This is a genomic window from Nitratireductor sp. L15S-10 (assembly GCF_045011005.1).
In the GTDB taxonomy this organism is placed as follows: Bacteria; Pseudomonadota; Alphaproteobacteria; order Rhizobiales; family Rhizobiaceae; genus Nitratireductor.
Genome location: NZ_CP120674.1, coordinates 1,581,800 through 1,605,918, shown reverse-complemented (window position 1 = coordinate 1,605,918; position 24,119 = coordinate 1,581,800). Strand labels below are relative to the sequence as shown.

The following is a 24,119-nucleotide window of genomic DNA, read 5'->3' as shown; positions in this document are numbered from 1 at the left end:
GAGACACATCAGCGAGGTGGCTCAGGGGGTGCTTGGCTTTAGTAAGCACATAGTAAGCAGACACCTAGCTCCTACCATTCTATTCGCTTACCTTTGTCGGCAAGAAATTCAGTGATTTTGAGGCTGCGATGAAAAGTGACGGCGGCGATAAGCCGAAAACCTCAATAGATGTAAGCGTCGGCAAAGAGATTGATGCCGCACTTGGAGACGTGATCCGAGGTTTGCTACAGAAGCCGTCCGAGGCCGTTGGCGACCTTGTTGCCGATGGGATCGGTATCCTTGGGGACCGGGTAAGAAGAAAGCGCGAGCTTAACGCAAAGCTTGGGATGGAAGAAGTTCGCAAGCGTTTGGACGCGGATGGGGTGGATATGAAGGACATCACCCCGCCGAAAGAGGAAGAGCTTCACCTTCTCATGAACGGCATGTCATTGGCCGATGACGAAAGCATTCGGGAATTGTGGTCGGGCCTTTTCGCGAAAGCACTTGAACCCAATTCAGAGACCGAGGCGGAACGCCCTTTTATCAGTGTCTTGGACAGCCTTTCTCCACTAGATGCAAAAATTATTGATCTTCTATCCTTCATTCAAAGAACCGAAAACGAGTTGCAAGCCAAGTCAATCAAGTTTTCTCCGCGTGACTTTAGGAAGGTTACGGATGAGGAGAAAGCGCAGGCCGAACGCGCTCAAAAGGAAAACGCAGCTTTGCAGAAAGCGGCAGTATCGTCAATTCGTCAGAAGGCAGAGGAATACAGCCTATCCGAGCCAAGTGCGCCCGGCTGGTCCGATAACCTTATGCGGCAAGGCGTAATTGAAAGAACACCCATCCATCGGTTCGGGCACCTTTCAGCGTTTGGGCCGACCATTCGCGATGAACGAGATTTGGCTAACGCTTTAGGTGAGTTTCACAAGACGTTGCGCGAAATGGAGGAAGTATCGAAGCGGCAAGCATCGCCGCCAGAACGCCTTTTTTCACAACATGCTTTCGGCCCTCGGCTAAACCTAGAGGTCCAATTGACCGCTTTTGGCAAACGATTTGCATCGGCATGTGGCCTCATTTGACGATCTTAACCGCGCCCAACTTGGGCGCAAGATCATGGATCTGATTTGCCTTTATTTTCATGGCAATGGGAGGCTTTTTGAGGGAATGGGCGGGAAGCGGATAAACCCTAAAATCATAACTGTTAATCAAATGCACGACAGGCCTGTAGCCAGTTCCATCCCTCATGGTGAGCTTGTCGAACCACGCACAACGCTGCCACCTTCAAACAGAACATCGCCAAAATTGGCGTTCCCCCTATTCCATCTCGCCCGGAAGTTTCGCCAGAGCCTCGATCAGCGCCTGTGGCTTGTAGCCGAGGCGTGAGGGTGTAAGGCCCATGCGCACCACAACCATACGCAGCGACGGGATAACGGTGATAGTCTGCCCATCGTGACCGAGCATCCAGAATGCATCAGCAGGCAGGTCGAAACCCTCGTCAGCAGGAACGCCGCGCGGCGTGTTGGCACGAGGGCCGTGCAGCCAGACATGACGGCCATATTCACCTCCGGAAGCTTCGGTCGGGGTACGCATCCACCGCACCCAGCCTTCGGGCAGAATGCGTTCGCCCTTCCACCCGCCATCCTGAAGGAGAAGCTGGCCGAACTTCGCCCAGTCACGCGCAGATGCATAAAGGTTTGAGGACCCGACATAAGTGCCACGCGTATCGGTCTCGAAGACGGCGCTGTCCATGCCGAGCGGACCGAACAGGGCCTCATAGGGCCAGGCCAGCGCATCCTGCGACGCGCTGAACGTGTCCTGCCACACACGCGACAGGAGAACGCTCGTGCCGCTCGAATAGTTGAAAACCTCTCCGACCGGGCTTTCAAGCTTCTGGTCAGCCGCGAAGGCCGGCATGTCCGAGGCGAGATAGAGCATGCGCGTGACATCGCTCACATCGCCGTAATCTTCGTTGAAGTAGAGACCGCTCTCCATGGCGAGAAGATCGGCAACGGTGATCTGCGATCGTTCGTCATCCGCCCATTCAGGGAACAGATTGCTGTCCTCGACAGACAGGCGGCCAGCCTTGACGCGGGTGCCGATGAGGGCGGCAGTGACGGTCTTGGTCATCGACCAGCCGATCAGGGGCTGCGTGTAATGGGCGACATCCTCGCCAAAGCGCTCGCCAATGATGCGGCCATCCTGCACGACGACCACGGCGCGCATGCCGGGGCCGGTGAGCGCGGGATCATCAAGCAGTTTGGCCACCAGCTCATGCCCCTTTACGTCGATGCGCGGGCCATCCGGCCACAGATCCCTCCCCTGAGACGAAGGCTCCTGCCTGTCGAAACGGGCGCCCAGTGCCGCATCCACATCACCATCGGGCACGGCGGCGCAGCCGGTCGCACCGCGATAGACGGCAAGCCCCCCGCCAAAAACACCGAAGAGGCCAGTGTGAACCGTGGCATCGGACGGCTCGACACGCACGCGCATGAGCTTCAGGAGCGGGTGACCCGGCGCCTGAACATCCTGCTCAAGCACGGTCTGCGGGTCGCGCCCCGCTACAAAGACATTCGAGCAGATAATTTTGGCCGCGTAATTGGAACCAACGCGGATAAGAGCGGGGGGAGCAAGATACAGCCACAAAGCCCCCCCGATGAGCACGATCAAAATGAGGCTGAGAAGCCACTTGAAAAGCCTGAAAATCAGCCGCATTCCCACATCCAATCCTGCATTTCGTATCGCTGCCCGGCTTGCCGTGGTGACTGGGCCACCATCTTCGCCTATTTCTGTCAGCAACGTTCAATTTCGCTGATTCGCACCCGGGGGAGCCTCTGCTCATCATGCGTCGATTGATGATCGCCAGTCTATCCGCCTTGCTCGTTGGCTGCTCCACGGTCGACTATGATTTTTCCGACGTGACTCCCAAGGTCCAGGCACCCGCTTCAACCAGCCATGGCCTGCGGTTTGCCGACACCGACCCGCACGAATGGAAAGGCCGGGCACCCTGGCACTATGCGATCCATGGTACGGACGTGGCCAAGTATCAGGCTGAAATTGACTGGAAGAAGGTGGCGCGTAACAACATCTCTTTCGCTTTCATCAAGGCGACAGAAGGCGGCGACCGGGTGGACGACTTTTTCGCGCGCAACTGGCGCGAAGCCAAGGCCGCGGGTGTTCCACGCGGAGCTTATCACTTCTTCTATTTCTGCCGACCGGCCATCGAGCAAGCGCAGTGGTTCATCCGCAATGTACCGCGCGACGCCTCGGCACTGCCGCCAGTGCTCGACATGGAATGGAACCCCTTTTCACCTACCTGCACGATCCGCCCACCGGCTGAGAAGGTGCGCGCGGAGATGCGCGTTTTCCTCAATGCGGTAGAACGGCACTACGGCAAACGCCCCATCATCTACACATCGATCGATTTCTTTGACGACAACGGCCTGAGCAGTTTCAAGGGCTATCCCTTCTGGTTACGCTCGGTGGCCGGTCATCCGGATGACAAATATTCGAACCATCCTTGGGTCTTCTGGCAATATACGGGCACCGGCGTGATCCCGGGCATTGAGGGGAAGGCCGATATCAACGTGTTCAACGGCAATGCCAGAGCCTGGAAGAACTGGCTCAAGGCCAATGCCGACTGACAACGCGAAACGCCATCGTTGGGCGTTTTCAAGGAGAGTAGACATGCGCAGAAAATCCATTTTGCTCGGAGTGCTCTTTGCCTTCGGCATCGCCGGCAGCGCCCTGGCGCAGCAGTGCGGCGGCGATTTCAACGCCTGGCGAGAAGCCGTACGTGAAGACGCGGCCGCGGACGGTGTGGGCGAGCGTGGCCTCTCCGCGCTGAACGCTGCGAGCATCGACCAGAAAGTTCTGGAGCGCGACCGGGCACAGGGCGTGTTCAACCAGACCTTTGCCGAATTCGCCGGCCGCATGATCAATGATTACCGGCTGAAGAACGGCGCGGCCAATCTGCAGAAATATGCAGACATCTTTGCACGGGCAGAGAACGAGTTCGGCGTCCCAGGGCCGGTGATCGCCTCCTTCTGGGCGCTGGAGACGGATTTCGGCGCCGTTCAGGGCGATTTCTCGACCCTCAACGCGCTCGCCACGCTGGCGCATGACTGCCGCCGTCCGGAAATCTTCCGCCCGCAGCTGATCGCGCTGCTGCACCTGATCGATCAGGGATGGGTGCAGGCCAACGTGACCGGCGCGTGGGCCGGCGAGATCGGCCAGATGCAGATGCTGCCATCCGACTATTACACAAAGGGCGTCGATGGCGACGGCGATGGCAAGGTTGACCTCAAGGGCAGCTCTCCCGACGCAATCCTGACGGCAGCGAAAAACCTTCAGTCGCTCGGCTGGAAACCCGGCGAGCCGTGGATGGAAGAGGTGCGCGTGCCCGATCAGATGCCCTGGGAGCAGACTGGCCGCGTGACCAAGCTACCGCGCTCGGAATGGGCGGCGATGGGCGTGACCTATCGCGATGGCAGCCCGCTGCCCTCTGACGGGATGCCGACGGCCGTGGTGCTTCCGATGGGGCACAGGGGACCAGCCTTCCTAGTCTATGACAATTACGACATTTACCTGGAATGGAACCAGTCGCTCATCTACACGCTGACGGCGGCGCATCTGGCCACACGGCTTGCCGGAGCACCGCGCTTCGATGTGCGCTCACCCGAGCAGGGGCTCGCGCCCGAGACGATGAAGCAGTTGCAGACCAAGCTTGCCGCACGCGGTCACGATGTGGGCAAGATTGACGGCATTCTGGGGGCCGGTACGCGCGAAGCCGTGCGCCAGGAACAGCTGCGCCTCGGCCTGCCCGCCGATGGCTGGCCGACGCCGACACTTTTTTCGAACCTCTAGATTTTTGCCTTCGACGCCCCGGTAGCCTGCCCTTCATCCGGTTGCCGGGGCGTGGCGTTCTCTTCATCAGCTTCGGCCGCCACCACCATGGGCTCCTTCTCCCCCTCTTCCCGCTCCCTCATTGCAGCCTTGGCAGCCTTTTCAAGCGCACGGCGCGCACGCCATTTGCGCAGGGTCATGCGGCCTGCCCGATAGCGGGCACGCACCCACCAGAGCCCCTCACCCACATTCTCGATCTCATCGGCATAGGCTTCCGAAAGTGCTTCGCGATAGGAAGAAAAGCCCTTGGCCGCAACGTCTTCGATGCGGCGCATGACCGACATCCAGGCCGGCGAGAACAGAAGCGAAATCGCGGTGACGGCGATGGCGAGACGATAACTGTCCTGCGCCAGCGCGCCGGCTGATAGCCCGGCTGCCGCGAGCACGAAGGAAAACTCGCCGATCTGGGCCATGGAAAGACCGCCGATCAGCGCCGTGTTGCGGTCATGCCCGGTGGCGCGCAACAGGAAGACGTTAAGCAGCGTCTTGGCGGCGATGACAAGGAGCGCGGCTCCCAGCACCATCCAGAGATTGTTCCAGATATAGGTCAGGTCGAACAAAAGGCCTATGGACAGGAAGAAGATCACGACGAGGACACTCTGGATCGGCTCGATCACGGGGATGATGCGCGCGCGCAGATTCGAGTTGCCGACCAGAATGCCGGCGACGAACGCGCCATAGGCCGGCGAAAGGCCGAGGAAACCCGAGAGGGCCGCCACGCCGAAGCAGACACCCAGGGCACCAAGAGCGAGAATTTCCACATTGTCGGCAATCGCATCGGCAAAGGGCATGCGCAGCTTGCCCCGCCGCCCGAGCCACCAGAGAAGCCAGCCGAGAAAGCCGACCGCCAGCGCCACTTTTGCAGCGATGGCAACAAGGCTGGTTTCAGCTCCGCCCAGCGCGGAAACGATGATAAGCATCGGCACAACGGCAATGTCCTGCGCGATCAGAACGGCGATGGCGATGCGGCCCGCATCGCGGCGCAATTCGTCCATGTCGTCGAGCATCTTCATGGCGACGACCGTGCTGGAAATGCCGATGATGAATCCGAAGATGATGCCCTCGGCAAACCCCGTTCCGCTCATCCACGCGATGGACAGACCGATGGCCAGCGCCACGGACAATTGCCCGACGGCCACGAGCACGGCGGGCCTGAGGCTCATGATAAAAGCTCTGAGCGACAACTCCATGCCGATGAAGAAGAGCAGCATGAGGACGCCCATCTCGGCAAGCGCGATCACGTTTTCGGAATTGCCGATGAGGCCGAATCCGGTTGGCCCCATGACCACGCCGGCCAGAATGAACCCCACCAGCGGCGGCTGCTTAAGGCGCATCAGGCCAAGCCCGAGCGTAATGGCCACAAGGAGGACGAAGGCGACCTCCGTCAAGGGAAAGGCATGTGCTTCCGCTTCCAAAAACTGGTCCCCTTTTCCGTATGCGCCCGATCAGTCCGCCATGGTTTCGAGGCTGGCAAACCCTTCCGGCGCCGAGCCAGCATCGAAAGGTGTTTTCACCTCGACGAACGTGTCGGGATAAAACCCGTTGAAACGGGTTCTTAGCGACAGGGAATAGGCACCAATATGGCCGATCTCGATCCAGTCGCCCGTATCCACTGTTTCCGGCAGCCAGAAAGGCCGCGAGAGGATGTCCACGGAATCGCAGGTCGCGCCGCAAACCTTGAACGGAACGAGCTTTTCGGGATCGCCATTGCGGTTGCGGATCGCGGGATCGGGAATGAAGCGGGCTGGCAGCGTGATCTTGCCGGTCCAGGAATCCGAGAGTGACGCCCAGATGCCGTCATTGATATAGAGCCGGCGACCCTTGCGCAGTAGAACGCGTACGATGAGCGAAAAGGCGCGCGCAACGATGACGCGGCCGGGCTCCGCCACAAGCGGCATGTCGTCAAAGCCCCATTCCACGATGTCGGCCCGCAGCCGCGCCATGATCTCATCAAGACTCGGCATTTCCGGCTTTTTGCGGTTGGGGTCATGACCATATTCAGCCGGAAAGCCGCCGCCGACATCGAGGACCGCAAGCTCCACGCCGGCCCTGCCCCGCACCCAGTCGGCTGAGGCGAGCGCACGCTCATAGGTATCCGGATCCTGGATCTGGGAACCCACGTGAAAGCAAAGGCCGAGCTTGTAACCATGCCGGTCGAGCCGTCGCAGAAGCTCGACCGCCTGCGCCGGCCCCGCACCGAATTTCTTCGAGAGTTCATAAGCCGCATGGCCTTTGGTCTGAATGCGCACGAAAACGGTGAGCGAACCGGGGTCGATGTCGAGGGCACGGACCACCCGGATGAGTTTCGTCACCTCGTCCTCATGGTCGACCACGATGACGCGAATGCCGTACTCCTCCAGGGCGAGACGAATGTCCGACTGCGCCTTGACCGGATGCATGTAGAGCATCTCGGCATTGGGCGCGACAGCGCGAACGGCGGCGAACTCTGCCGGGGACGCCACATCGAAGGCTTCAACACCGGCCTCCGCCAGGGTTTTCAGTACGAGTTTCTCGCCATTGGTTTTTACCGCATAGGCTGTCTTGCCGGGAAACTGCCCCATGAAATCGCGTGCATCGGCTTTAAGCACTTCTGGCCGGAAGCAGTAGACCGGGTCATCGGGACGAAGCTTGAGGGCAGCGTCTCGGGCGGTCTCAAAAATCTGCATTGGCAGCTCCTGGTTCGAATGAACGCAAAGGGCGGGAGGAAAGCGTAGTGGATTTGCGTTGCATGTAAACGCTCCACCGCAGCGTTTCCGGTTGAAAAACGCGACCGCCTCGGCATGGGCAGGTTTCGGGTGGCTGCTCCCCTCCCCGCAATTTAACGCATGAAGCGCGCGAATGATCCAAAACCGAGAGACAGGCCATGACAGCTCAAGCGCCCGACCAGACGACCGCTCCTCGAATGTCGGCGCAAGACTGGGGTCTTCTCATCCTGCTCGGGGCCGTATGGGGCGGGTCGTACTTCTTCGCCCGCATCGCTGTCAGCCAGATGCAGCCATTGGTGCTTGTCATGTTTCGCGTTTCGATCGCAGCCCTTGCACTCCATCTTTTTCTGACCATCCGCGGGCCGTCCTTTCGCGCCGCTTTGCCGCTCGCCGGTAGCTTTGTCGTTTTGGCACTCCTCAACAACGTCATTCCCTTTTCGCTTATCTTTATGGGGCAGACGCAACTGGGAGCCGGGCTCGCATCCGTGCTGAATGCCACGACACCATTCTGGACCGCGCTTCTTGCCAACATCCTCACTGCCGATGAGAGGCTCACTCCGGCGAAGCTGACCGGCATCGCGTTCGGCATCGCCGGCACGGGGGTGATGATCGGTCCGGGGGTCCTTTCCGGGTTTGGTGGTCCCTTATGGGCCAAGGTCGCGCTGATCGGCGGCGCAATCTCCTATGGTCTCGCCTTCATCCATGGGCGTCGATTTCGCGGCGTGCCCCCAACGATTGTCGCCACGGGCCAGCTTACCGCCTCGAGCGTGATCATGATCCCTCTGGTGCTCGCACTTTACGGGCCGGAAGACCTATCGGGCTTTTCCGGCGACATCTGGTCCGCAGTCATCGGCCTCGCCGTGCTTTCCACGGCTTTTGCCTATCTGATCTATTTCCGTATCCTGGCAAGCGCCGGCGCCACCAACGCATCACTGGTGACCTTCCTGAACCCCGTTAGCGCCATTTTGCTTGGAAGCCTGTTCTTGGGTGAACGGCTGGCCTCGTTTGAAATCATCGGGATGGTGCTTATCGCCACCGGATTGATCATCATCGACGGAAGGCTTCCGGCTCGCATCCGTTAACACAAAGTGAATCAAACCAATTGCCCAATGATTTCAAATGAGCGCGATGAGAACTGGTTGGTTTTTTCACAAACCTACCGCAGCGCAGCATAAAAACCGCTTGCCGGATGGCTGTCCATCCATAGAATCCGGCTTGCAAATAAGCAGAGGAGGCTTTGGCATGGGACTGACACGGCCTGTGAATGCACTGATGATTTGCGCGGCATTCGTGTTTATCGGCGCCCTGGTAATGGGCGTGTTGCCGTAAATCCATGATCGGAGCAGCCACCGCGAAGGCAGCGCTTCCGAATTTGTTGATATGATACGAAAAGGGCCGGTTCATCCGGCCCTTTATTTCATGCAGCGTAAGGAATTCACGCGGCCGCAGGTTGCTCCACCTTCGTGCCCGACTGCGGACGAATTCCGATCATGTGACAGACCGCATAGACAAGATCGGCCCGGTTCATCGTGTAGAAGTGGAAATCGTCAATCCCGCGCTCCATAAGGTCGAGCACCTGTTCGGCCGCGACTGCCGAGGCGACGAGCGCATGAATCTGCGGCTCGTCTTCAAGCCCCGCGAACCGTTCGGCAAGCCAACCGGGAATGCTGGCGCCACAGCGCCCCGCGAAATTGGCGACCTGTGTGAAATTGTGTATCGGCAGGATGCCCGGAACGATGGGAATGTAAATGCCGGCACGACGTGCGCGCTCGACATAGCGCTCATAAAGATCATTGTCGAAGAAGAACTGGGTGATTGCGCGCGTGGCCCCATTATCGACCTTGCGCTTGAGCATGTCGATATCGGTTGCAAAGTCCGGGCTCTCCGGATGTTTCTCGGGATAAGCCGAAACCGAAATGTCGAAATCGCCCTGACGCTTCATCGCACCGACCAGTTCGGCGCCGTTGGCGTAGCCATCTGGATGCGGGCGGTATGCTGCTCCAACACCCGCGCTCGGATCGCCGCGCAGGGCCACAAAGCGCTTAACGCCCATATCCACGAACTCGCCCACCACCTGGTCGACATCTTCGCGCGATGCATCCACGCAGGTCATGTGCGCAGCCGGCGTGAGGCGCGTTTCCTCAAGGATGCGCTTGACCGTGCGCGCAGTGCGCTCACGCGTGGAGCCACCGGCACCATAGGTCACGGAGACGAAAGACGGGGCGAGCGGCTCAAGCCTCTTCACCGTCTCCCACAGACGCGCCTCCATGGCATCCGTCTTCGGAGGGAAGAACTCGAACGATACACGGAGCTTGCCAGCGACATCGGGCTGGCGGGAAAAACGCTGTTGCGGCATCAAGCCGTCTCCTTTTGAGCAAATGACGGCACTGCGCCGTCAGCAATCTGCATGCGCCGGTCGCGGGCAAGCCAGAGCTTGACCGTGAGGCCTTTTCCAGCCTCGCCCTGCGGCGCAAATTCAAGTGTTTCGGCCAGGTCAAGTTCGGCCTCATCGAGCCATTCGGCAATCTGGCCATCGGCCAGGCCAAGACGCATATGGGCGTGCTCCTCACGCAGGAACTCATGCTCATGCGGCGCGAAATCGACGATCACCAGCCGCCCGCCCGGCCTTAACAGCCTGGCAGCTTCACGAATGGCAATGCCTGGCCGGTCGATATAGTGCAAGACCTGATGGATAGTCACCAGATCATGGGCGTCACGCTCGAGCTGCGGGGCGGAAATGTCACCGAGCCGCACCTGCGCATGGCCAATGCCGGCGCGGTCGAGATTGGAGCGGGCGACGGCAAGCATCTCCCGCGAAAGATCGATACCGACAGCACGCTGATAGAGCGGCGCAAAAAGCTCCAGCATACGGCCCGTACCGGTGCCAAGATCGACCATGGACTGGAACGGTCGCGCGCCAATGAGCTTCAACAGCTCTTCTTCTACCGATTTGTCGGGAACATGGAGCGAGCGAATCTGGTCCCAGCTCGCCGCATTCTGCGAAAAATACTCCGCTGCCCGTTCTTCGCGGCGACGTTTGATGGCACCCAGGCGCTCCAGATCGCGCTCTATGACAGCATCTGCCTGATCGAGCCGACCAACAACACCTCCGACAAACTCGCGCGCTGCGTCAGCATCGGACAGACGGAAGTAGGCCCAGGATCCTTCCTGATACCGAACTATGAGCTGGGCTTCGAGCAGAAGCTTGAGATGGCGGGAAACACGCGGCTGCGACTGACCGAGGATTTCGGTCAGGTCGGTCACCGTCAGGTCACCCTGCGACAAAAGCACAAGGATGCGCAGGCGGCTGGTTTCTGCCGCCGCCTTCAACGTGTCGACCATCTGGTCGAGTTGAATTGCCGGACGCATGAGCATGCGCTTCTCCCAATAGATATAAAGATATGTTTATATCGTTTCGGCTTGCTTGGCAAGATGACACGGTCCAGTGTGCACAACGCACCAAAACGCGCAGCATCCACACAAAACAAGGGTTTCAGGAATGAAGCGGGCCTCCACCGGACGGCGCAAATCGGTCGACAAGGCGTTGACGCTGCTGATTCCCTGGGCGCCCATGGCCGATGCCGAGGCAATCCGCGACAAGGCCAATGACCGCAAGCTGCGCACTTTGCCGCCAGCCATTGCGGTGTGGCTCGCCACGATCACCCATATACGCCATGAGCATACGGATTATGATCAGATGCTCGAAGACGGCTACGACCGGGACGCGGCGCGGCATTTCATCATCGACGACATCAACACGGTTCTGACGCGCTGGCGCGCCACGCGTCTGCTCGATCCGGAAGAAGAAGACGGGCTGGAAGCCCGGCAGGATTGAAGCGGCAGAGCGCTACATCATTCTGAGCAGCGCACCGCCGATGGAATAGCCCGCACCGAAAGCGCAAAGCAGTCCGTGTTCGCCAGGTTGCAGGTCGCGGTGTGTCTCTTCCAGCGCGACGATGGCACCGGCGGCAGCCGTGTTGCCCAGCCGGTCGAGCACGGTGGGGGCGCGGTCCTGGCCCACCTCCCCACCGAAGGCGAGCTTGAGGATCATGGCGTTCATGCGCGCATTGGCCTGATGCAGCCAGAAGCGGCGCATGGTCTGTGGCGTGTGGCCATGCTCCGCCAGAAAATCGACAATGAATTTGTGGCCGGCAATGGTCACATCCTTAAAGACCTTGTTGCCGTTCTGCTTGATGAGGTTGCCTTCCATGGACAGATAGGACGGATCGTCCTGCGCCAGCCGGCTCATGAAACCGAAATTCGTGCGGATATTGTTGGAGAACTGTGTCCAGCTGCGTGTGTCAACAATCTCGAAGCGGCCCGGCCGCTCCTCGCTAGCCCCAAGCGCCTCGATGAGGACGGCAACGGAAGCATCTCCGAAAATGAAATGGGTCTGCCTGTCGCGGAAATTGAGATGCGCGGTGATAAGCTCCGGCGTGACCACCAGCACACGGCGATGCGCGCCCGCACGCACAAGGTTGGTGGCCACATGCAGACCCGCGAGCGCGGAGGAGCAGCCAAGCCCCATATCGAAGCCCGCACCGCTGGTGCCGAGCGCTTTCTGAATTTCGATGGCGATGGCCGGATAGGGGCGCTGGTGATGAGCGGAGGCGCAGATGACGAGATCGACATCACGCGCCTGGACGCCCGCCTGATCGAGCGCCTTGCGGGCCGCGGCCGCACCGAATTCGGCCATAACGGAGAGCTCGTCATCGCCACGCGCAGGAATATTGGGGGCCATCCGCCTTGGATCCAGAATGCCGTCGCGCTCATAGACATGGCGGCGCTTGATGCCCGAGGCATGCTCGATGAAGTCCGCGTCGGATTTTGCCAGGGGTGGCAGCCCCCTCGCCTCCCGCTTCGGGTTTTCCATGTCGACCCAGGCGTTGAAGCTGTCGACCAGCTCTTCGTTTGAGATTGATGCTTCAGGAATTTCCACACCGATGCCCCCGACGCAAACCCGCGTCATGGCGTTGGAATGGTACGGTGCGAAAACTGAAGCCTCTGGCTCGCCGGTGCGCAACATGGTCCGTGCCTGTGTTTGCCTTCTTGGGCGGATTTACGCTGAAACGCCATAGTGTCAAGGAAACACGACTGCGGACGTTCACGATCCGATACTGATTGAAACACTCAAACAGAGTGTAAATGTCAAAAAGATGAAGGGGCCGAAGCCCCCTCACATATATTCTACCGACCAGGTTCCATCTGTCTACCGCGTCAGTCGCTTGTAGGTCACCCGCTTCGGATTGACGCTGTCGGGGCCGAGGCGGCGGATCTTGTCCTGCTCGTAATCCTCGAAGTTGCCCTCGAACCATTCCACATGGCTGTCGCCCTCGAAGGCGAGGATGTGGGTGGCCAGACGGTCGAGAAACATGCGGTCATGCGAGATGATAACGGCGCAGCCGGCAAAGTTTTCCAGCGCATCTTCGAGAGCGGCCAGCGTCTCGGTGTCGAGATCGTTGGTCGGTTCGTCGAGCAGGAGCACATTGCCGCCTTCCTTGAGCAGCTTGGCCATGTGAACGCGGTTGCGCTGACCGCCTGAAAGCGTGCCTACCTTCTGTTGCTGATCGCCGCCCTTGAAATTGAAGGATGAGCAATAGGCGCGGCTGTTCACTTCGTGCGCGCCCAGCCTTATGATGTCGCTGCCGCCGGAAATCTCCTCCCAGACCGTCTTGTTGGGGTCGAGCGCGTCGCGACTCTGGTCGACATAGCCGAGCTTGACCGTATCGCCGATGCGGATCTCGCCACCGTCGGGCTTCTCCTGACCGGTGATCATACGGAAGAGCGTGGTCTTGCCCGCGCCGTTGGCGCCGATGACGCCGACAATGCCGCCGGGCGGCAGCTTGAACTCGAGATTGTCGATCAGCAGGCGGTCGCCATAGCCCTTGGTGAGCCCTTCGGCCTCGATCACCACATTGCCAAGCCGCTCACCGGCCGGAATGATGATCTGTGCGTCGCCGGGTCGCCGGTCGGCGGCCGACTGCACCAGCTCGTCATAGGCGCGGATACGGGCTTTCGACTTGGCCTGGCGGGCCTTGGGGCTGGCCGCCATCCATTCGCGCTCGCGCGCAAGTGCCTTCTGGCGTGAAGCCTCTTCGCGACCTTCCTGCGCCATGCGCTTGGCCTTGGCTTCCAGATAGGCGGTGTAGTTGCCCTCATAGGGAATGCCCCGACCACGGTCGAGTTCGAGAATCCAGCCGGTGACGTTGTCGAGGAAGTAGCGATCATGGGTAATGATCAGCACGGCACCGGGATATTCGCGCAGGTGCTTTTCAAGCCATGCCGTCGTTTCGGCGTCAAGATGGTTGGTCGGTTCATCGAGCAGAAGCAGGTCAGGCTGGCGGAGCAGGAGCTGACAGAGTGCGACGCGGCGCTTCTCACCGCCGGAAAGATTGTCGATGGACGCATCGCCCGGCGGGCAGCGCAGAGCCTCCATGGCCATTTCCACCTGGCTTTCCAGATCCCAGAGGTTCTGGCTGTCGATCTGGTCCTGAAGCCGAGATGCTTCCTCCGCCGTCTCGTCAGAATAGTTCATCATCAGTTCGTTGTAGCGATCGAGGATCGCCTTCTTGGCGGCGACACCTTCCATCACATTGCCCAGAACGTTGAGGGCCGGATCGAGCTGCGGCTCCTGCGGCAGGTAACCGCAGGTGGCACCTTCGGCGAGCCACGCCTCGCCGGTAAACTCCTTGTCGAGGCCGGCCATGATCCTGAGCACGGTCGATTTACCCGCCCCGTTGGGGCCTAGAATGCCGATCTTTGCATCCGGGTAGAAGGACAGGTGAACGTTCTCCAGAACCTTCTTGGAGCCATAGGCCTTGCTGAGGCCGGACATGTGGTAGATGAATTGGCGTGCCATGTGGCTCGTCGCGCTCCGTCTCACTCGAATTGGGGGAACCTGTTGCGCAGCGTATGTAGGCCAAACGAAGCGGCGGGGCAATCCGCTGCAAGGAGGGAAGATGGGGTTCGATGCTGAAACCCGCCTGGCATCGCCAACCGGGTCTGATCTGCACCTTCTGACGCGCCGGACAAACAGAAAGGCGCGGGCTGCCGTGCAGATCAACCACGGGGTTGCAGAGCATGCGGCCCGGTATGCCGGTTTTGCAGATTTTCTGTCCGATAGCGGGTTCCACGTATATGCGCATGACCATCGCGGTCACGGCAAGACCAGGGCACCGGGCGCGCCGCTCGGCCAGATTGGCCCGAAGGCGACCGCCGGAACCCTCCTCAAGGATGTAGAGGCCGTGCACAGGCACATCGCCAAGGAGCACGCCGGTCTTCCGATTATCATTTTCGGCCACTCCATGGGCGGAATGATCGCGATCAACTATGCGCTGCGCAATGGCCACCGCCTCGCTGGCGCGGCGATCTGGAACGCGCCACTTGCAACGCGGGCCGAGGCGCTTGCCGGGAAGGCAGTGCTGGCATGGGAACGTTTCCGGCTGGGTTCCGATGTACCCTCGCGACTCCTGCCGAAACTCACCTTCGCCACCTGGGCGCGCGCCTTTCCCGACCGGCGCACGGATGCCGACTGGCTTTCGCGGGATGAACGCGAAGTGGACAGATACCTCGCCGATCCCCTTTCAGGCTGGGATGTGTCTATCGGCATCTGGCGCGCATTGTTCGATTTGAGCCTGAAAGCTTCCGATGGCGCAACACTGGAGGCGGCCCGCAAGACATTGCCTTTGATGCTGGTCGGCGGCAGCGAAGATCCATCCACCAAAGGGGGAAAGATCGTACGCAAGCTTGAAAACCGGTTGCGAGAAAACGGCTTTTCGAATCTGGAAACAACGATCTACGACGGTTTCCGGCACGAATCTCTCAACGAGATCGACCGAGAGAAAGCGATGGAGGGTTTCGTTCGCTGGGCCGGAAAATTCATCAATTAATGCCAAAATAATGCGTTCTGCGCATCTGGAAGGAGGCTCCGCCGTTTGCTACCTCAAAACGGCATGAGTTTTGGAGGGCTGCGGGCAATCATGAACCACCCACCCCTGAAGGGCATTCGCGTCATCGAACTGGCGCGCATTCTGGCCGGCCCCTGGGCAGGCCAGGTCCTTGCCGATCTTGGCGCCGATGTCATCAAGGTCGAAAACCCCAATGGCGGCGACGACACCCGCAAATGGGGTCCGCCCTTCGTGGAAGGTGCCGATGGCGAGAACCTTTCGGCCGCCTATTACCATTCGTGCAACCGGGGCAAGCGCTCGATCGCGCTCGACTTCTCGAAGCCGGAAGAGGCCGAGAAGCTGAAAAAGCTGATCGCCACCGCCGACGTTCTGATCGAGAATTTCAAGCTGGGCGGGCTAAAAAAATACGGGCTCGACTATGAGAGCCTGACAGCCATCAACCCGCGCCTCGTCTATTGCTCCATCACCGGCTTTGGTCAGACCGGCCCCTATGCGCCGCGAGCCGGCTACGACTTCATCATTCAGGGCATGTCGGGCCTGATGTCCATCACCGGCGCACCGGGCGGCGAGCCGCAGAAAGTGGGCGTTGCGGTGAGCGACATCTTCACCGGGCTCTACTCGGTGATCGCCATTCAGGCAGCGCTGCGCCATGCGGAAGCGACCGGCGAAGGCCAGCACATCGACATGGCGCTGCTTGACAGCCAGGTGGCGGTGCTCGCCAACCAGAACATGAACTACCTGATCTCCGGCAACAGCCCGGTTCAGATGGGCAATGCCCATATGAACATCGCGCCCTATGAGGTGCTGCCGGTGAAGGACGGGCACATCATCCTCGCCGTGGGCAATGACGGCCAGTTCCAGCGCTTCTGCAGGATCGTCGGCCTTGACGATCTGCCGGCAGACGAACGTTTTGCCACCAACCCGGCGCGCGTGGCGAACCGCGTGGCATTGCGCGAACGCATCGTCGCCACACTGGCGAGTTGGGAAAAGGCGGAGCTTCTGGGCAAGTTCGACGCCAATGCGGTGCCGGCAAGCCCGATCAACACGATTGAGGAAATGTTCAATGATCCGCAGGTGAAGGCACGCGGCATGCAGCTTACCCTCGACGACGGACACGGCGCGGCCCTGCCCTCGGTGCGCTCCCCCATAAACCTTTCACAGACACCGCTCGCCTATGAGCGGCCAAGCCCGAGGCTTGGCGAACACACGGCAGAGATCCTGCGCGAAATCGGAGAAGACAGCGAATGAAGACCGGCGGCCAGCTTATTGTCGACAGCCTCGAAGCCAACGGCGTCGATCGCATTTACAGCGTGCCGGGCGAAAGTTATCTGGCGGTGCTCGACGCGCTTCACGATTCAAAGATCCGCAACATCGTCTGCCGTCAGGAAGGTGGCGCGGCGATGATGGCGGACTGCCACGGACGGCTGACCGGCCAGCCCGGCATATGCTTCGTCACGCGCGGGCCCGGTGCGACCAACGCCTCGCCCGGCATACACATCGCCATGCAGGATTCCACGCCGATGATCCTGTTCATCGGTCAGGTGGCGAGCCACGCGCGTGAACGCGAGGCGTTTCAGGAGGTGGATTACCGCGCCTTCTTCGGGCCTATCGCCAAATGGGCCACCGAAATAGACGATGCAGCGCGCATTCCCGAAATCCTGTCGCGCGCCTTTTCGGTCGCAACCTCCGGCCGCCCCGGCCCGGTGGTAATCTCGCTTCCCGAAGACATGCTGACCAGCGTGGTGGATGCGCCGGCGGCCTTGCCCTACACACCAGTGGAGACGCGACCGGGCAACGCCGAGATGGAAGAGCTTGCCGCTCTCCTGAAAGACGCCAGGCGCCCCTTCGTCATTCTCGGCGGTTCGCGCTGGAACGAGAAGGCGGTTGCCGATTTCGAGAAGGCAGCAGAAGCGTGGTCCCTGCCCGTTGGCTGCTCGTTCCGCCGCCAGATGCTGTTCGATCATCTGCATCCCTCCTATGCCGGCGATGTGGGTATCGGCCCCAATCCGAAGCTCGCAGCCGCAATCAAGGATGCCGATCTGGTGCTGCTCGTCGGTGGCCGGTTCAGCGAGATGCCGTCCTCCGACTACACGCTCATGAAGAGCCCCTATCCCGACCAGAAGCTGGTGCATGTGCACGCCGACGCCAATGAACTTGGCCGCGTCTATCGCCCCACGCTTGCCATCAACGCATCGTCGGCAGCCTTCGCCAAGGCGTTTGCCGGGCTCACGCCCGGTGATGCGCCATGGGCGGGAGAGACCGAGCGTCTGCATCAGGCCTATCTCGACTGGTCGACCCCACCGAAAACCGGCCCCGGCGCGGTGCAGATGGGTCCGATCATGGAGTATCTGGAAAGCGTTCTGCCGGAGGATGCGATCTTCACCAATGGCGCTGGCAACTACGCCACCTGGGTGCATCGTTTCCACCGTTTCCGCCGTTTCGCCACGCAAGGCGCGCCCACTTCGGGCTCGATGGGCTATGGCACGCCGGCAGCCGTGGCCGCCAAGGCGCTCTTTCCCGAACGTCCGGTGCTCGCCTTCGCCGGCGATGGCTGCTTCATGATGAACGGCCAGGAATTCGCCACCGCCGTGCAGGAAAACCTGCCGATCATCGTGGTGGTGGTGAACAACGGCATTTACGGGACGATCCGCATGCATCAGGAGCGCGAATATCCCGGCCGCGTTTCCGGCACCTCGATCAACAACCCGGATTTCGCAGCCCTTGCCCGCGCCTATGGCGGGCATGGCGAAACGGTGGAAAAGACGGAAGAATTTGCGGGAGCCTTCGAGCGCGCGCAGGCGAGCGGCAAACCGGCGCTGATCGAGATCAAGCTCGACCCGGAAGCCATCACGCCGGCAAAGACGCTGACGGATATTCGCGAGAAGCGCTGAGGTCTATTGAATGCCGGGCGTGAGCCTGCGGCACTGACAGCGCGTGCCTTCTCCCCCGCCCTTCGCCTTTCGACAAGCTCAAGATGCTCAGGATGAGGGAGAAGGCAGATCAGCCGTTGTGGCTCCGAATGGGCGAGACTGTAAGCAGGTTTCTGCATAGAGTGCGAAACGGGCTGGAAGATTGCTCAGCCTGTTTGAAACCATTCGAAATCTAAGAGCTGCTCTCAGCAAAGCTCATCCACCAACACAGCCCTCATCCTGAGCCTGTCGAAGGGCGGGGGCGGCATGGAGGGTGCAGCGTGAAATCAATAAGAGCAGGCGCTTGCCCCTCATCCCCCGCCGGGACCTTCTCCCCGCTTGCGGGGAGAAGGAACGCGTCATCAGGCCGCGTCGAAATCGAGAACCAGTTTCTTAGCCGTGGGGCGGGTCTGGCAGGCGAGCGTGAAGCCGGCTTCCACTTCCCAGGGCTCAAGCGAAAAGTTCACGGCCATCTCCGACTGTCCTTCCACCACGCGGCAGCGGCAGGTGCAGCACATGCCGCCGGCGCAGGAATAAGGCAGCTCGATGCCGGCCTTGTGCGCGGCGTCGAGCACCGTGCCATCGGCATCCTGCATGGAAAAGCTGCGGCGCACGCCATCGACCACGACTTCGACCGCAACACCCTCCTGAACCGCTTCGCGCGCGGCCTTCGACGCCTTGCGCGGTGCGGGCGCCTCGCCAGAAGGCGTGAAGCGCTCGAAGCGGATGCGGTCACGCTCGACACCCATGGCATGAAGCGCGCCGGAAACCGCATCGATCATCTCCCCCGGACCGCAAAGGAATACCCCATCCATGGCGGCGGGCTGGATGAGACCGCCAGTGGCCAGCTCGCCAACACGCTCAGCATCGATACGACCGTTCAGGAGCTCAACATCCTGCGTTTCGCGCGACAGGAGATGGATCAGCGTGAAGCGGCCCATATGGCGGTCCTTGAGATCGTTCAGCTCCTCAAGGAACATGATCGTCTCGGTGGAGCGGTTGCCATAGACCAGCGTGATGGTGCTCTCGGGCTCGTGGGAGAGAACCGTGCGGGCGATGGAGAGCATCGGCGTGATGCCGGAGCCGGCGGCAAACAGAAGGTAGTCGTGGCGCTCGCCCTTGAGCGCGGTAAAACGCCCCTGCGGCGGCATCACGCGGATCGTGTCGCCGACCGAAAGCACATCGTTGACGAAGGTGGAGAAGCGGCCATCGGCCACCTTCTTCACGCCGACGCGCAGATACGGATCGCCGGGCGCGGAGCAGATGGAATAGGACCGGCGCGCCTCCGTGCCGTCGATATCGGTGGCGAGCGTCAGATACTGGCCGGGCGTGAAGGCAAAAGCCTCGGCCTGATCGGCCGGGATCTCAAAGGCGATCGCCACGGCTTCGGGGGTCTGGCGCTCGATGGAGGCCACTTTCAGATCGTGAAAACGCGGGGCCATGGTCACCTCGGTCTGGGGTCGGTCAGATACATTTGAAATAGTCGAAAGGCTCGTGGCAGCTCTGGCACCGGTAGAGCGCCTTGCAGGCCGTGGAGCCGAATTCGGAAATGCGCGCGGTCTCAGGCGATCCGCAGCGTGGGCACGCCACTTCCGTCTCGCCAAACAGGGCGCGAATGGAATTGGAGGCTTTTACCGGTGGTGCGATGCCATAAGCGCGCAGCTTTCCCCGCCCCACTGCCGTGATCCAGTCCGTCGTCCAGGCGGGCGAGATCACGCGCTCGACACGCGGCTCGAATCCCGCCTCACGCAGCGCCGTCTCCACCGCCAGCTCGATGGCAAGCACCGCCGGGCAACCCGTATAGGTGGGCGTGACGCGGGCGACGGCGACATCCCCATCCATCTCGACGCCGCGCAGGATGCCGAGATCGGCAATGGTGACGGCGGGGATTTCCGGATCAACCACGGCGGCAGCGGCGCGATAGGCGCGCTCTTCCTTCTCCCCGCGCGCGGGGAGAAGGTGGCCCGAAGGGTCGGATGAGGGGCTTTGCACAGCATCCGAGAGGCAGGCTCGCCCCTCATCCCCCTGCCGGGACCTTCTCCCCGCCTGCGGGGAGAAGGAGGCTGTCACGACCTTATCCGACCTCGCGCTCACCAGGTCATCCCCGGATAGGTGCGCTGCATGTATTGCAGCTCCGCGAGCAGGAAGCCCAGCGCCTCGCCATGGCGCCCCTGACGGCCACCGGTCTGGCCATAGGGCGTTTCCACCCATTCAAGGCCAGCCTCGGCAAAGACCGGGCCGACAATGGCATCAAAAGCCGACCGCAGGGTGTTCGGATCAGGTGCAATGCCGGCCTCGGCCATGGCGCGGGTGACTTCGTCGCTCTCGAACAGCTCGTCCACATAGGGCGCGAGCGCCTCGACCGCCGCCTTCATGCGGCGGGTGCTTTCTTCCGTGCCATCGCCAAGGCGCACCACCCATTCGCCGGCATGGCGGATGTGATAGGCGACTTCCTTCTCGGCCTTGGCGGCGATGCCGGCGAGATGCTCGTCGGTTGAGGTCATCATGGCCTGCCACAGCGGCTGCATGAAAGCCGCAAAATAGAACTGGCGCAGCATGGTGTGCGCAAAATCCCCGTTCTGGCGCTCGGCCATCAGGCAATTCACATACTCACGCTCGCGGCGCATATAGGCCAGCTGATCCTCATCGCGGCCCTTGCCCTCGACCGCGCCGGCATACTGGTAGAGCGAACGCGCCTGCCCTATGAGATCGAGCGCCATGTTGGGCATGGCGAGATCTTCTTCCAGCATGGGCGCATGACCGCACCACTCAGAAAGACGGTGGCCGAGAACCAGATGATCGTCGGCAAGCCGCAGCAGGAACGCCGTCAACGTTTCACGAGAGAGGGAAGACGCGGCAGCCATCACATGTGCCCCACATCTTCGGGAATGTCGTAGAACGTCGGGTGACGGTAGACCTTGGAAAGCGCGGGCTCGAAATTCTCATCCTTGTTTTCCGGGTCCGACGCCGTGATCGCCGAGGACGGCACGACCCAGATGGATGTGCCCTCGCCCCGGCGCGTATAGACATCGCGCGCGGCCTGAAGCGCCATCACCTCGTCGGCGGCATGCACCGAGCCGCAATGCTTGTGCGCCAGCCCGTTGCGCGGGCGGATGAAAACTTCCCAAAGGGGGATCTGGTTTTTCGTCATGTCACTCACTCCGCCGCCATTCTTGCCGCCTCGCGGCGGGCTTTGCGTTTCTCCGCATGGGCAAGGGCCGCCTCGCGCACCCATGCGCCCTCATCCCAGGCCTTCTGCCGCGACGCGATTCGGTCGCGGTTCATGGGGCCATGCCCCTTCACCACCCGCCAGAACTCATCCCAGTCGATAGCGCCGAAATCGTAACCGCCCTTCTCCTCGTTCCATTTCAGGTCCGGATCAGGGAAGGTCAGGCCGATGAACTCACCCTGCGGCACCGTCGCATCGACGAATTTCTGCCTGAGTTCGTCATTGGTGAAGCGCTTGATCTTCCATTTCATCGACTGGTCGCTGTGCTGGCTATCGCTGTCGGAAGGGCCGAACATCATGAGCGAGGGCCACCACCAGCGGTTCAGCGCATCCTGCGCCATCTCCTTCTGCTCTGGCGTGCCGCGCGCGAGCGTCATCATGATCTCGTAGCCCTGACGCTGGTGAAAGCTTTCTTCCTTGCACACCCGGATCATGGCGCGCGCATAGGGACCGTAAGAGCAGCGGCAGAGCGGAATCTGGTTCATGATGGCCGCGCCATCCACCAGCCAGCCGATCGCGCCAATGTCGGCCCAGGTCTGCGTCGGGTAGTTGAAGATGGAGGAATACTTTGCCTTGCCGCTAAGAAGCTCCTCGGTCATCTCCTCGCGCGAGACGCCCAGCGTCTCGGCGGCGGAATAGAGGTAGAGCCCGTGGCCGCCCTCGTCCTGCACTTTAGCAAGCAAAGCCGCCTTGCGGCGCAGCGACGGCGCACGCGTGATCCAGTTACCCTCCGGCAGCATGCCGACGATCTCGGAATGCGCGTGCTGGCCGATCTGTCGCACAAGCGTCTTGCGATAGCCCTCCGGCATCGGATCGTTGGGCTCGATTTTTTCCTCGGCATCGATCCGCGCCTGGAAGGCGGCAAGAAAGGCCTCGTCTTCCGTTGTATCGGTTTTCGCGCCGATAAGCCCTTGGCTATACATCGCTTGTCCTCCATGCTCACGCGCGGCTCGGGACGGGGTGTCAGCCCGCCTTTGATGTGTAACAAAAAATGCTTATGATGGCAATATTTCGTAACATGTTTTTGAGGATCGGAGTGACATGAACGCTCAGTTTGAAGCCGAACAGGCACTCGGCGCAGCAAGGGAAACGCTTCAATCGGTCTTCGCTCCGTGGATCAAAGCACTGGCGATCGAAGCGCTATCGGCAGACGAGACGGGGGTCGATTTCCGCCTTCCGGAAAATGCCGATCTGGTGCATGTGGGCGGGGTGATCTGCGGACAGGCGACGGCTTCCGCAGCCGACACATGCGCCGTGGCAGCGCTTTCCGCCGCCAATGGCCACTTTCGCACCTGCACCACCGTTGACATGACCACGCATTTCATCCGGCCCCTGAAACCCGGGCCGGTCACGGTCCGCGTCGAGGTACTTTCGAATGGCAGGCGCATGGCCTATGTGCGGGTGGAAATGCGCGCGGAGAACGACCCCCGCCTCGCCTTCACCGCGACCGGCGCCTATGCCTATCTGGAGTAAGTCCGCGACCATCAGTTGATGGCGGCTGGAAGCGAATCAAGGGTCGGTCGCACTTGCGCGACGGAAACACAATAAATCCACAACCAGCTTCCGCGCCCGAAAAATATGGCTTAGCATGCATAGAGGGAGGCACCCCACCACCGACAGCAGGCAATCTCTCCTGTGGCTGGCCAGCGGCGGCAGGTCCACCCTGATAACAATGGGTCAGTTCTGAATGTCGATCATCAAGCGCAATAACGTAAAAATCAGCGGTGACGGCCAAACACCGATGATCTTTGCCCACGGTTTTGGGTGCGATCAGAACATGTGGCGTTTCATTGCTCCGGAATTCGAGCGTGATCACAGGGTGATTCTGTTCGATCACGTCGGAGCGGGCCGCTCGGACCTTGGTGCTTATGATCAGGAAAGATATGCCACGCTGGAAGGCTACGCGGATGACGTGGTGGAGATCTGCGAAGCATTAAATGTCGAGAACGGTATTTTTGTCGGACACTCGGTGAGCGCCATGATCGGCGCACTGGCATCGATCAAGTCGCCCAAGCATTTCGAGAAGCTTGTGCTGGTCTGCCCCTCCCCCTGCTATCTCAATGACGGAGACTATCAGGGCGGGTTTTCGCACCAGCAACTGGAAGAGCTCCTGGAGTTTCTCGACGAAAATCACATGGGCTGGTCGGCGCAGATGGCGCCCCTGATCATGGGCAATGCGGATCGCCCCGAGCTTTCAGAAGAGCTTGAGAACAGCTTCTGCCGGACCGATCCGGATATTGCCCGCGCATTCGCACGTGCAACCTTCCTGTCCGATAACCGTGCCGATCTGGCCTCGGTTCGGACATCCAGTCTCGTGCTGCAATGCAAGGAAGACGTGATCGCGGGTCAGCAGGTGGGGAAATACGTGGAAGAGCACCTTCCAGATGCGCGACTGGCTCTTATCGACGCCTACGGACATTGTCCAAATCTCAGCGCACCCGACGAGGTGATCAAGGCCATGAGAGAATTTCTGTGAACGTGGCCTACA

At 60.7% G+C, this 24,119-nt stretch carries 22 protein-coding genes; 10 read left to right on the top strand and 12 right to left on the bottom strand.

Annotated elements, in window-relative coordinates:
* The first annotated feature begins 128 nt into the window (after window positions 1-128).
* Entirely contained in the window at window positions 129-1,058 is a 930-nt protein-coding gene (locus tag P2W41_RS07700) for an Abi-alpha family protein (RefSeq protein WP_404934764.1), read from the top strand.
* Between the two features lie 235 nt (window positions 1,059-1,293).
* On the opposite strand, the gene P2W41_RS07695 is transcribed toward P2W41_RS07700, so the two are convergent.
* Window positions 1,294-2,691, bottom strand: coding sequence for a serine hydrolase domain-containing protein (locus tag P2W41_RS07695; protein WP_404934943.1), 1,398 nt, complete (start codon window positions 2,689-2,691; stop codon window positions 1,294-1,296).
* Window positions 2,692-2,819: 128 nt separating this feature from the next.
* On the opposite strand from P2W41_RS07695, the gene P2W41_RS07690 reads away from it, so the two are divergent.
* Together P2W41_RS07690 and P2W41_RS07685 are read left to right on the top strand one after the other, a co-directional pair.
* The gene (locus tag P2W41_RS07690) at window positions 2,820-3,620 is read left to right on the top strand and encodes a GH25 family lysozyme (RefSeq protein WP_292896480.1); all 801 of its coding nucleotides are present in this window, start codon (window positions 2,820-2,822) and stop codon (window positions 3,618-3,620) included.
* A 43-nt stretch (window positions 3,621-3,663) separates the two neighbouring features.
* A complete protein-coding gene (locus tag P2W41_RS07685) occupies window positions 3,664-4,842 on the top strand; it encodes a lytic murein transglycosylase (protein WP_404934763.1) in 1,179 nt (392 codons plus the stop codon).
* Here P2W41_RS07685 and P2W41_RS07680 read toward each other — a convergent pair.
* Both P2W41_RS07680 and P2W41_RS07675 read right to left on the bottom strand, forming a co-directional pair.
* Window positions 4,839-6,296 (bottom strand): cation:proton antiporter, encoded by a 1,458-nt coding sequence (locus P2W41_RS07680; RefSeq protein WP_404934762.1) that lies wholly within the window; start codon window positions 6,294-6,296, stop codon window positions 4,839-4,841. The genes P2W41_RS07685 and P2W41_RS07680 overlap by 4 nt on opposite strands.
* A gap of 30 nt (window positions 6,297-6,326) precedes the next feature.
* Complete coding sequence (locus tag P2W41_RS07675) at window positions 6,327-7,547, bottom strand: alanine racemase (protein WP_404934761.1); 1,221 nt, start codon at window positions 7,545-7,547, stop codon at window positions 6,327-6,329.
* 197 nt (window positions 7,548-7,744) lie between these two features.
* Here P2W41_RS07675 and P2W41_RS07670 point away from each other — a divergent pair, with 197 nt between their 5' ends.
* Window positions 7,745-8,668 (top strand): DMT family transporter, encoded by a 924-nt coding sequence (locus tag P2W41_RS07670; protein ID WP_292896488.1) that lies wholly within the window; start codon window positions 7,745-7,747, stop codon window positions 8,666-8,668.
* A gap of 353 nt (window positions 8,669-9,021) precedes the next feature.
* Here P2W41_RS07670 and metF read toward each other — a convergent pair whose 3' ends face one another.
* Together metF and P2W41_RS07660 are read right to left on the bottom strand one after the other, a co-directional pair.
* Window positions 9,022-9,942 (bottom strand): methylenetetrahydrofolate reductase [NAD(P)H], encoded by a 921-nt coding sequence (metF, locus tag P2W41_RS07665; protein ID WP_292896490.1) that lies wholly within the window; start codon window positions 9,940-9,942, stop codon window positions 9,022-9,024.
* Window positions 9,942-10,961 (bottom strand): metalloregulator ArsR/SmtB family transcription factor, encoded by a 1,020-nt coding sequence (locus tag P2W41_RS07660; RefSeq protein WP_292896492.1) that lies wholly within the window; start codon window positions 10,959-10,961, stop codon window positions 9,942-9,944. The genes metF and P2W41_RS07660 overlap by 1 nt, the downstream gene beginning before the upstream one ends.
* Before the next feature lie 124 nt (window positions 10,962-11,085).
* Between P2W41_RS07660 and P2W41_RS07655 the strand changes: the two genes are divergently transcribed.
* Entirely contained in the window at window positions 11,086-11,421 is a 336-nt protein-coding gene (locus tag P2W41_RS07655; protein ID WP_404934760.1) for a DUF2293 domain-containing protein, read from the top strand.
* A 12-nt stretch (window positions 11,422-11,433) separates the two neighbouring features.
* On the opposite strand, the gene P2W41_RS07650 is transcribed toward P2W41_RS07655, so the two are convergent.
* Together P2W41_RS07650 and ettA are read right to left on the bottom strand one after the other, a co-directional pair.
* Window positions 11,434-12,555: a beta-ketoacyl-ACP synthase III gene (locus tag P2W41_RS07650; RefSeq protein WP_404934759.1), complete on the bottom strand. Its 1,122-nt coding sequence runs from the start codon at window positions 12,553-12,555 to the stop codon at window positions 11,434-11,436.
* A 240-nt stretch (window positions 12,556-12,795) separates the two neighbouring features.
* Window positions 12,796-14,445 (bottom strand): energy-dependent translational throttle protein EttA, encoded by a 1,650-nt coding sequence (ettA, locus tag P2W41_RS07645; protein WP_404934758.1) that lies wholly within the window; start codon window positions 14,443-14,445, stop codon window positions 12,796-12,798.
* Between the two features lie 100 nt (window positions 14,446-14,545).
* Here ettA and P2W41_RS07640 point away from each other — a divergent pair, with 100 nt between their 5' ends.
* The 3 genes from P2W41_RS07640 (at window position 14,546) to P2W41_RS07630 (ending at window position 18,384) form a co-directional block, all read left to right on the top strand.
* A complete protein-coding gene (locus P2W41_RS07640; protein WP_404934757.1) occupies window positions 14,546-15,475 on the top strand; it encodes an alpha/beta fold hydrolase in 930 nt (309 codons plus the stop codon).
* 90 nt (window positions 15,476-15,565) lie between these two features.
* On the top strand, window positions 15,566-16,741 hold the full coding sequence (locus tag P2W41_RS07635; protein ID WP_404934756.1) for a CaiB/BaiF CoA transferase family protein: 1,176 nt from the start codon (window positions 15,566-15,568) through the stop codon (window positions 16,739-16,741).
* The gene (locus tag P2W41_RS07630; protein ID WP_292896502.1) at window positions 16,738-18,384 is read left to right on the top strand and encodes a thiamine pyrophosphate-binding protein; all 1,647 of its coding nucleotides are present in this window, start codon (window positions 16,738-16,740) and stop codon (window positions 18,382-18,384) included. The genes P2W41_RS07635 and P2W41_RS07630 overlap by 4 nt, the downstream gene beginning before the upstream one ends.
* Before the next feature lie 380 nt (window positions 18,385-18,764).
* On the opposite strand, the gene paaE is transcribed toward P2W41_RS07630, so the two are convergent.
* The 5 genes from paaE to paaA all read right to left on the bottom strand — a co-directional run bounded on the left by paaE (window position 18,765) and on the right by paaA (window position 22,554).
* Window positions 18,765-19,844: a 1,2-phenylacetyl-CoA epoxidase subunit PaaE gene (gene paaE / locus P2W41_RS07625; protein ID WP_404934755.1), complete on the bottom strand. Its 1,080-nt coding sequence runs from the start codon at window positions 19,842-19,844 to the stop codon at window positions 18,765-18,767.
* A gap of 22 nt (window positions 19,845-19,866) precedes the next feature.
* Window positions 19,867-20,394 carry a 1,2-phenylacetyl-CoA epoxidase subunit PaaD gene (gene paaD / locus P2W41_RS07620; protein WP_404934942.1) on the bottom strand — a complete coding sequence of 176 codons (528 nt, stop codon included), beginning with the start codon at window positions 20,392-20,394 and terminating at the stop codon, window positions 19,867-19,869.
* A gap of 98 nt (window positions 20,395-20,492) precedes the next feature.
* Window positions 20,493-21,266, bottom strand: coding sequence for a 1,2-phenylacetyl-CoA epoxidase subunit PaaC (paaC, locus tag P2W41_RS07615; protein ID WP_404934754.1), 774 nt, complete (start codon window positions 21,264-21,266; stop codon window positions 20,493-20,495).
* Window positions 21,266-21,553, bottom strand: coding sequence for a 1,2-phenylacetyl-CoA epoxidase subunit PaaB (gene paaB / locus P2W41_RS07610; RefSeq protein ID WP_292896510.1), 288 nt, complete (start codon window positions 21,551-21,553; stop codon window positions 21,266-21,268). Before paaB ends, paaC begins: the two co-directional genes overlap by 1 nt.
* Before the next feature lie 5 nt (window positions 21,554-21,558).
* Window positions 21,559-22,554, bottom strand: coding sequence for a 1,2-phenylacetyl-CoA epoxidase subunit PaaA (gene paaA, locus P2W41_RS07605; RefSeq protein ID WP_292896512.1), 996 nt, complete (start codon window positions 22,552-22,554; stop codon window positions 21,559-21,561).
* Between the two features lie 118 nt (window positions 22,555-22,672).
* On the opposite strand from paaA, the gene P2W41_RS07600 reads away from it, so the two are divergent.
* Both P2W41_RS07600 and P2W41_RS07595 read left to right on the top strand, forming a co-directional pair.
* Window positions 22,673-23,104, top strand: a complete 432-nt coding sequence (locus P2W41_RS07600) for a PaaI family thioesterase (protein WP_292896514.1) — start codon at window positions 22,673-22,675, stop codon at window positions 23,102-23,104.
* Window positions 23,105-23,318: 214 nt separating this feature from the next.
* Window positions 23,319-24,107 (top strand): alpha/beta fold hydrolase, encoded by a 789-nt coding sequence (locus tag P2W41_RS07595; protein ID WP_404934753.1) that lies wholly within the window; start codon window positions 23,319-23,321, stop codon window positions 24,105-24,107.
* The last annotated feature ends 12 nt before the right edge of the window (window positions 24,108-24,119 follow it).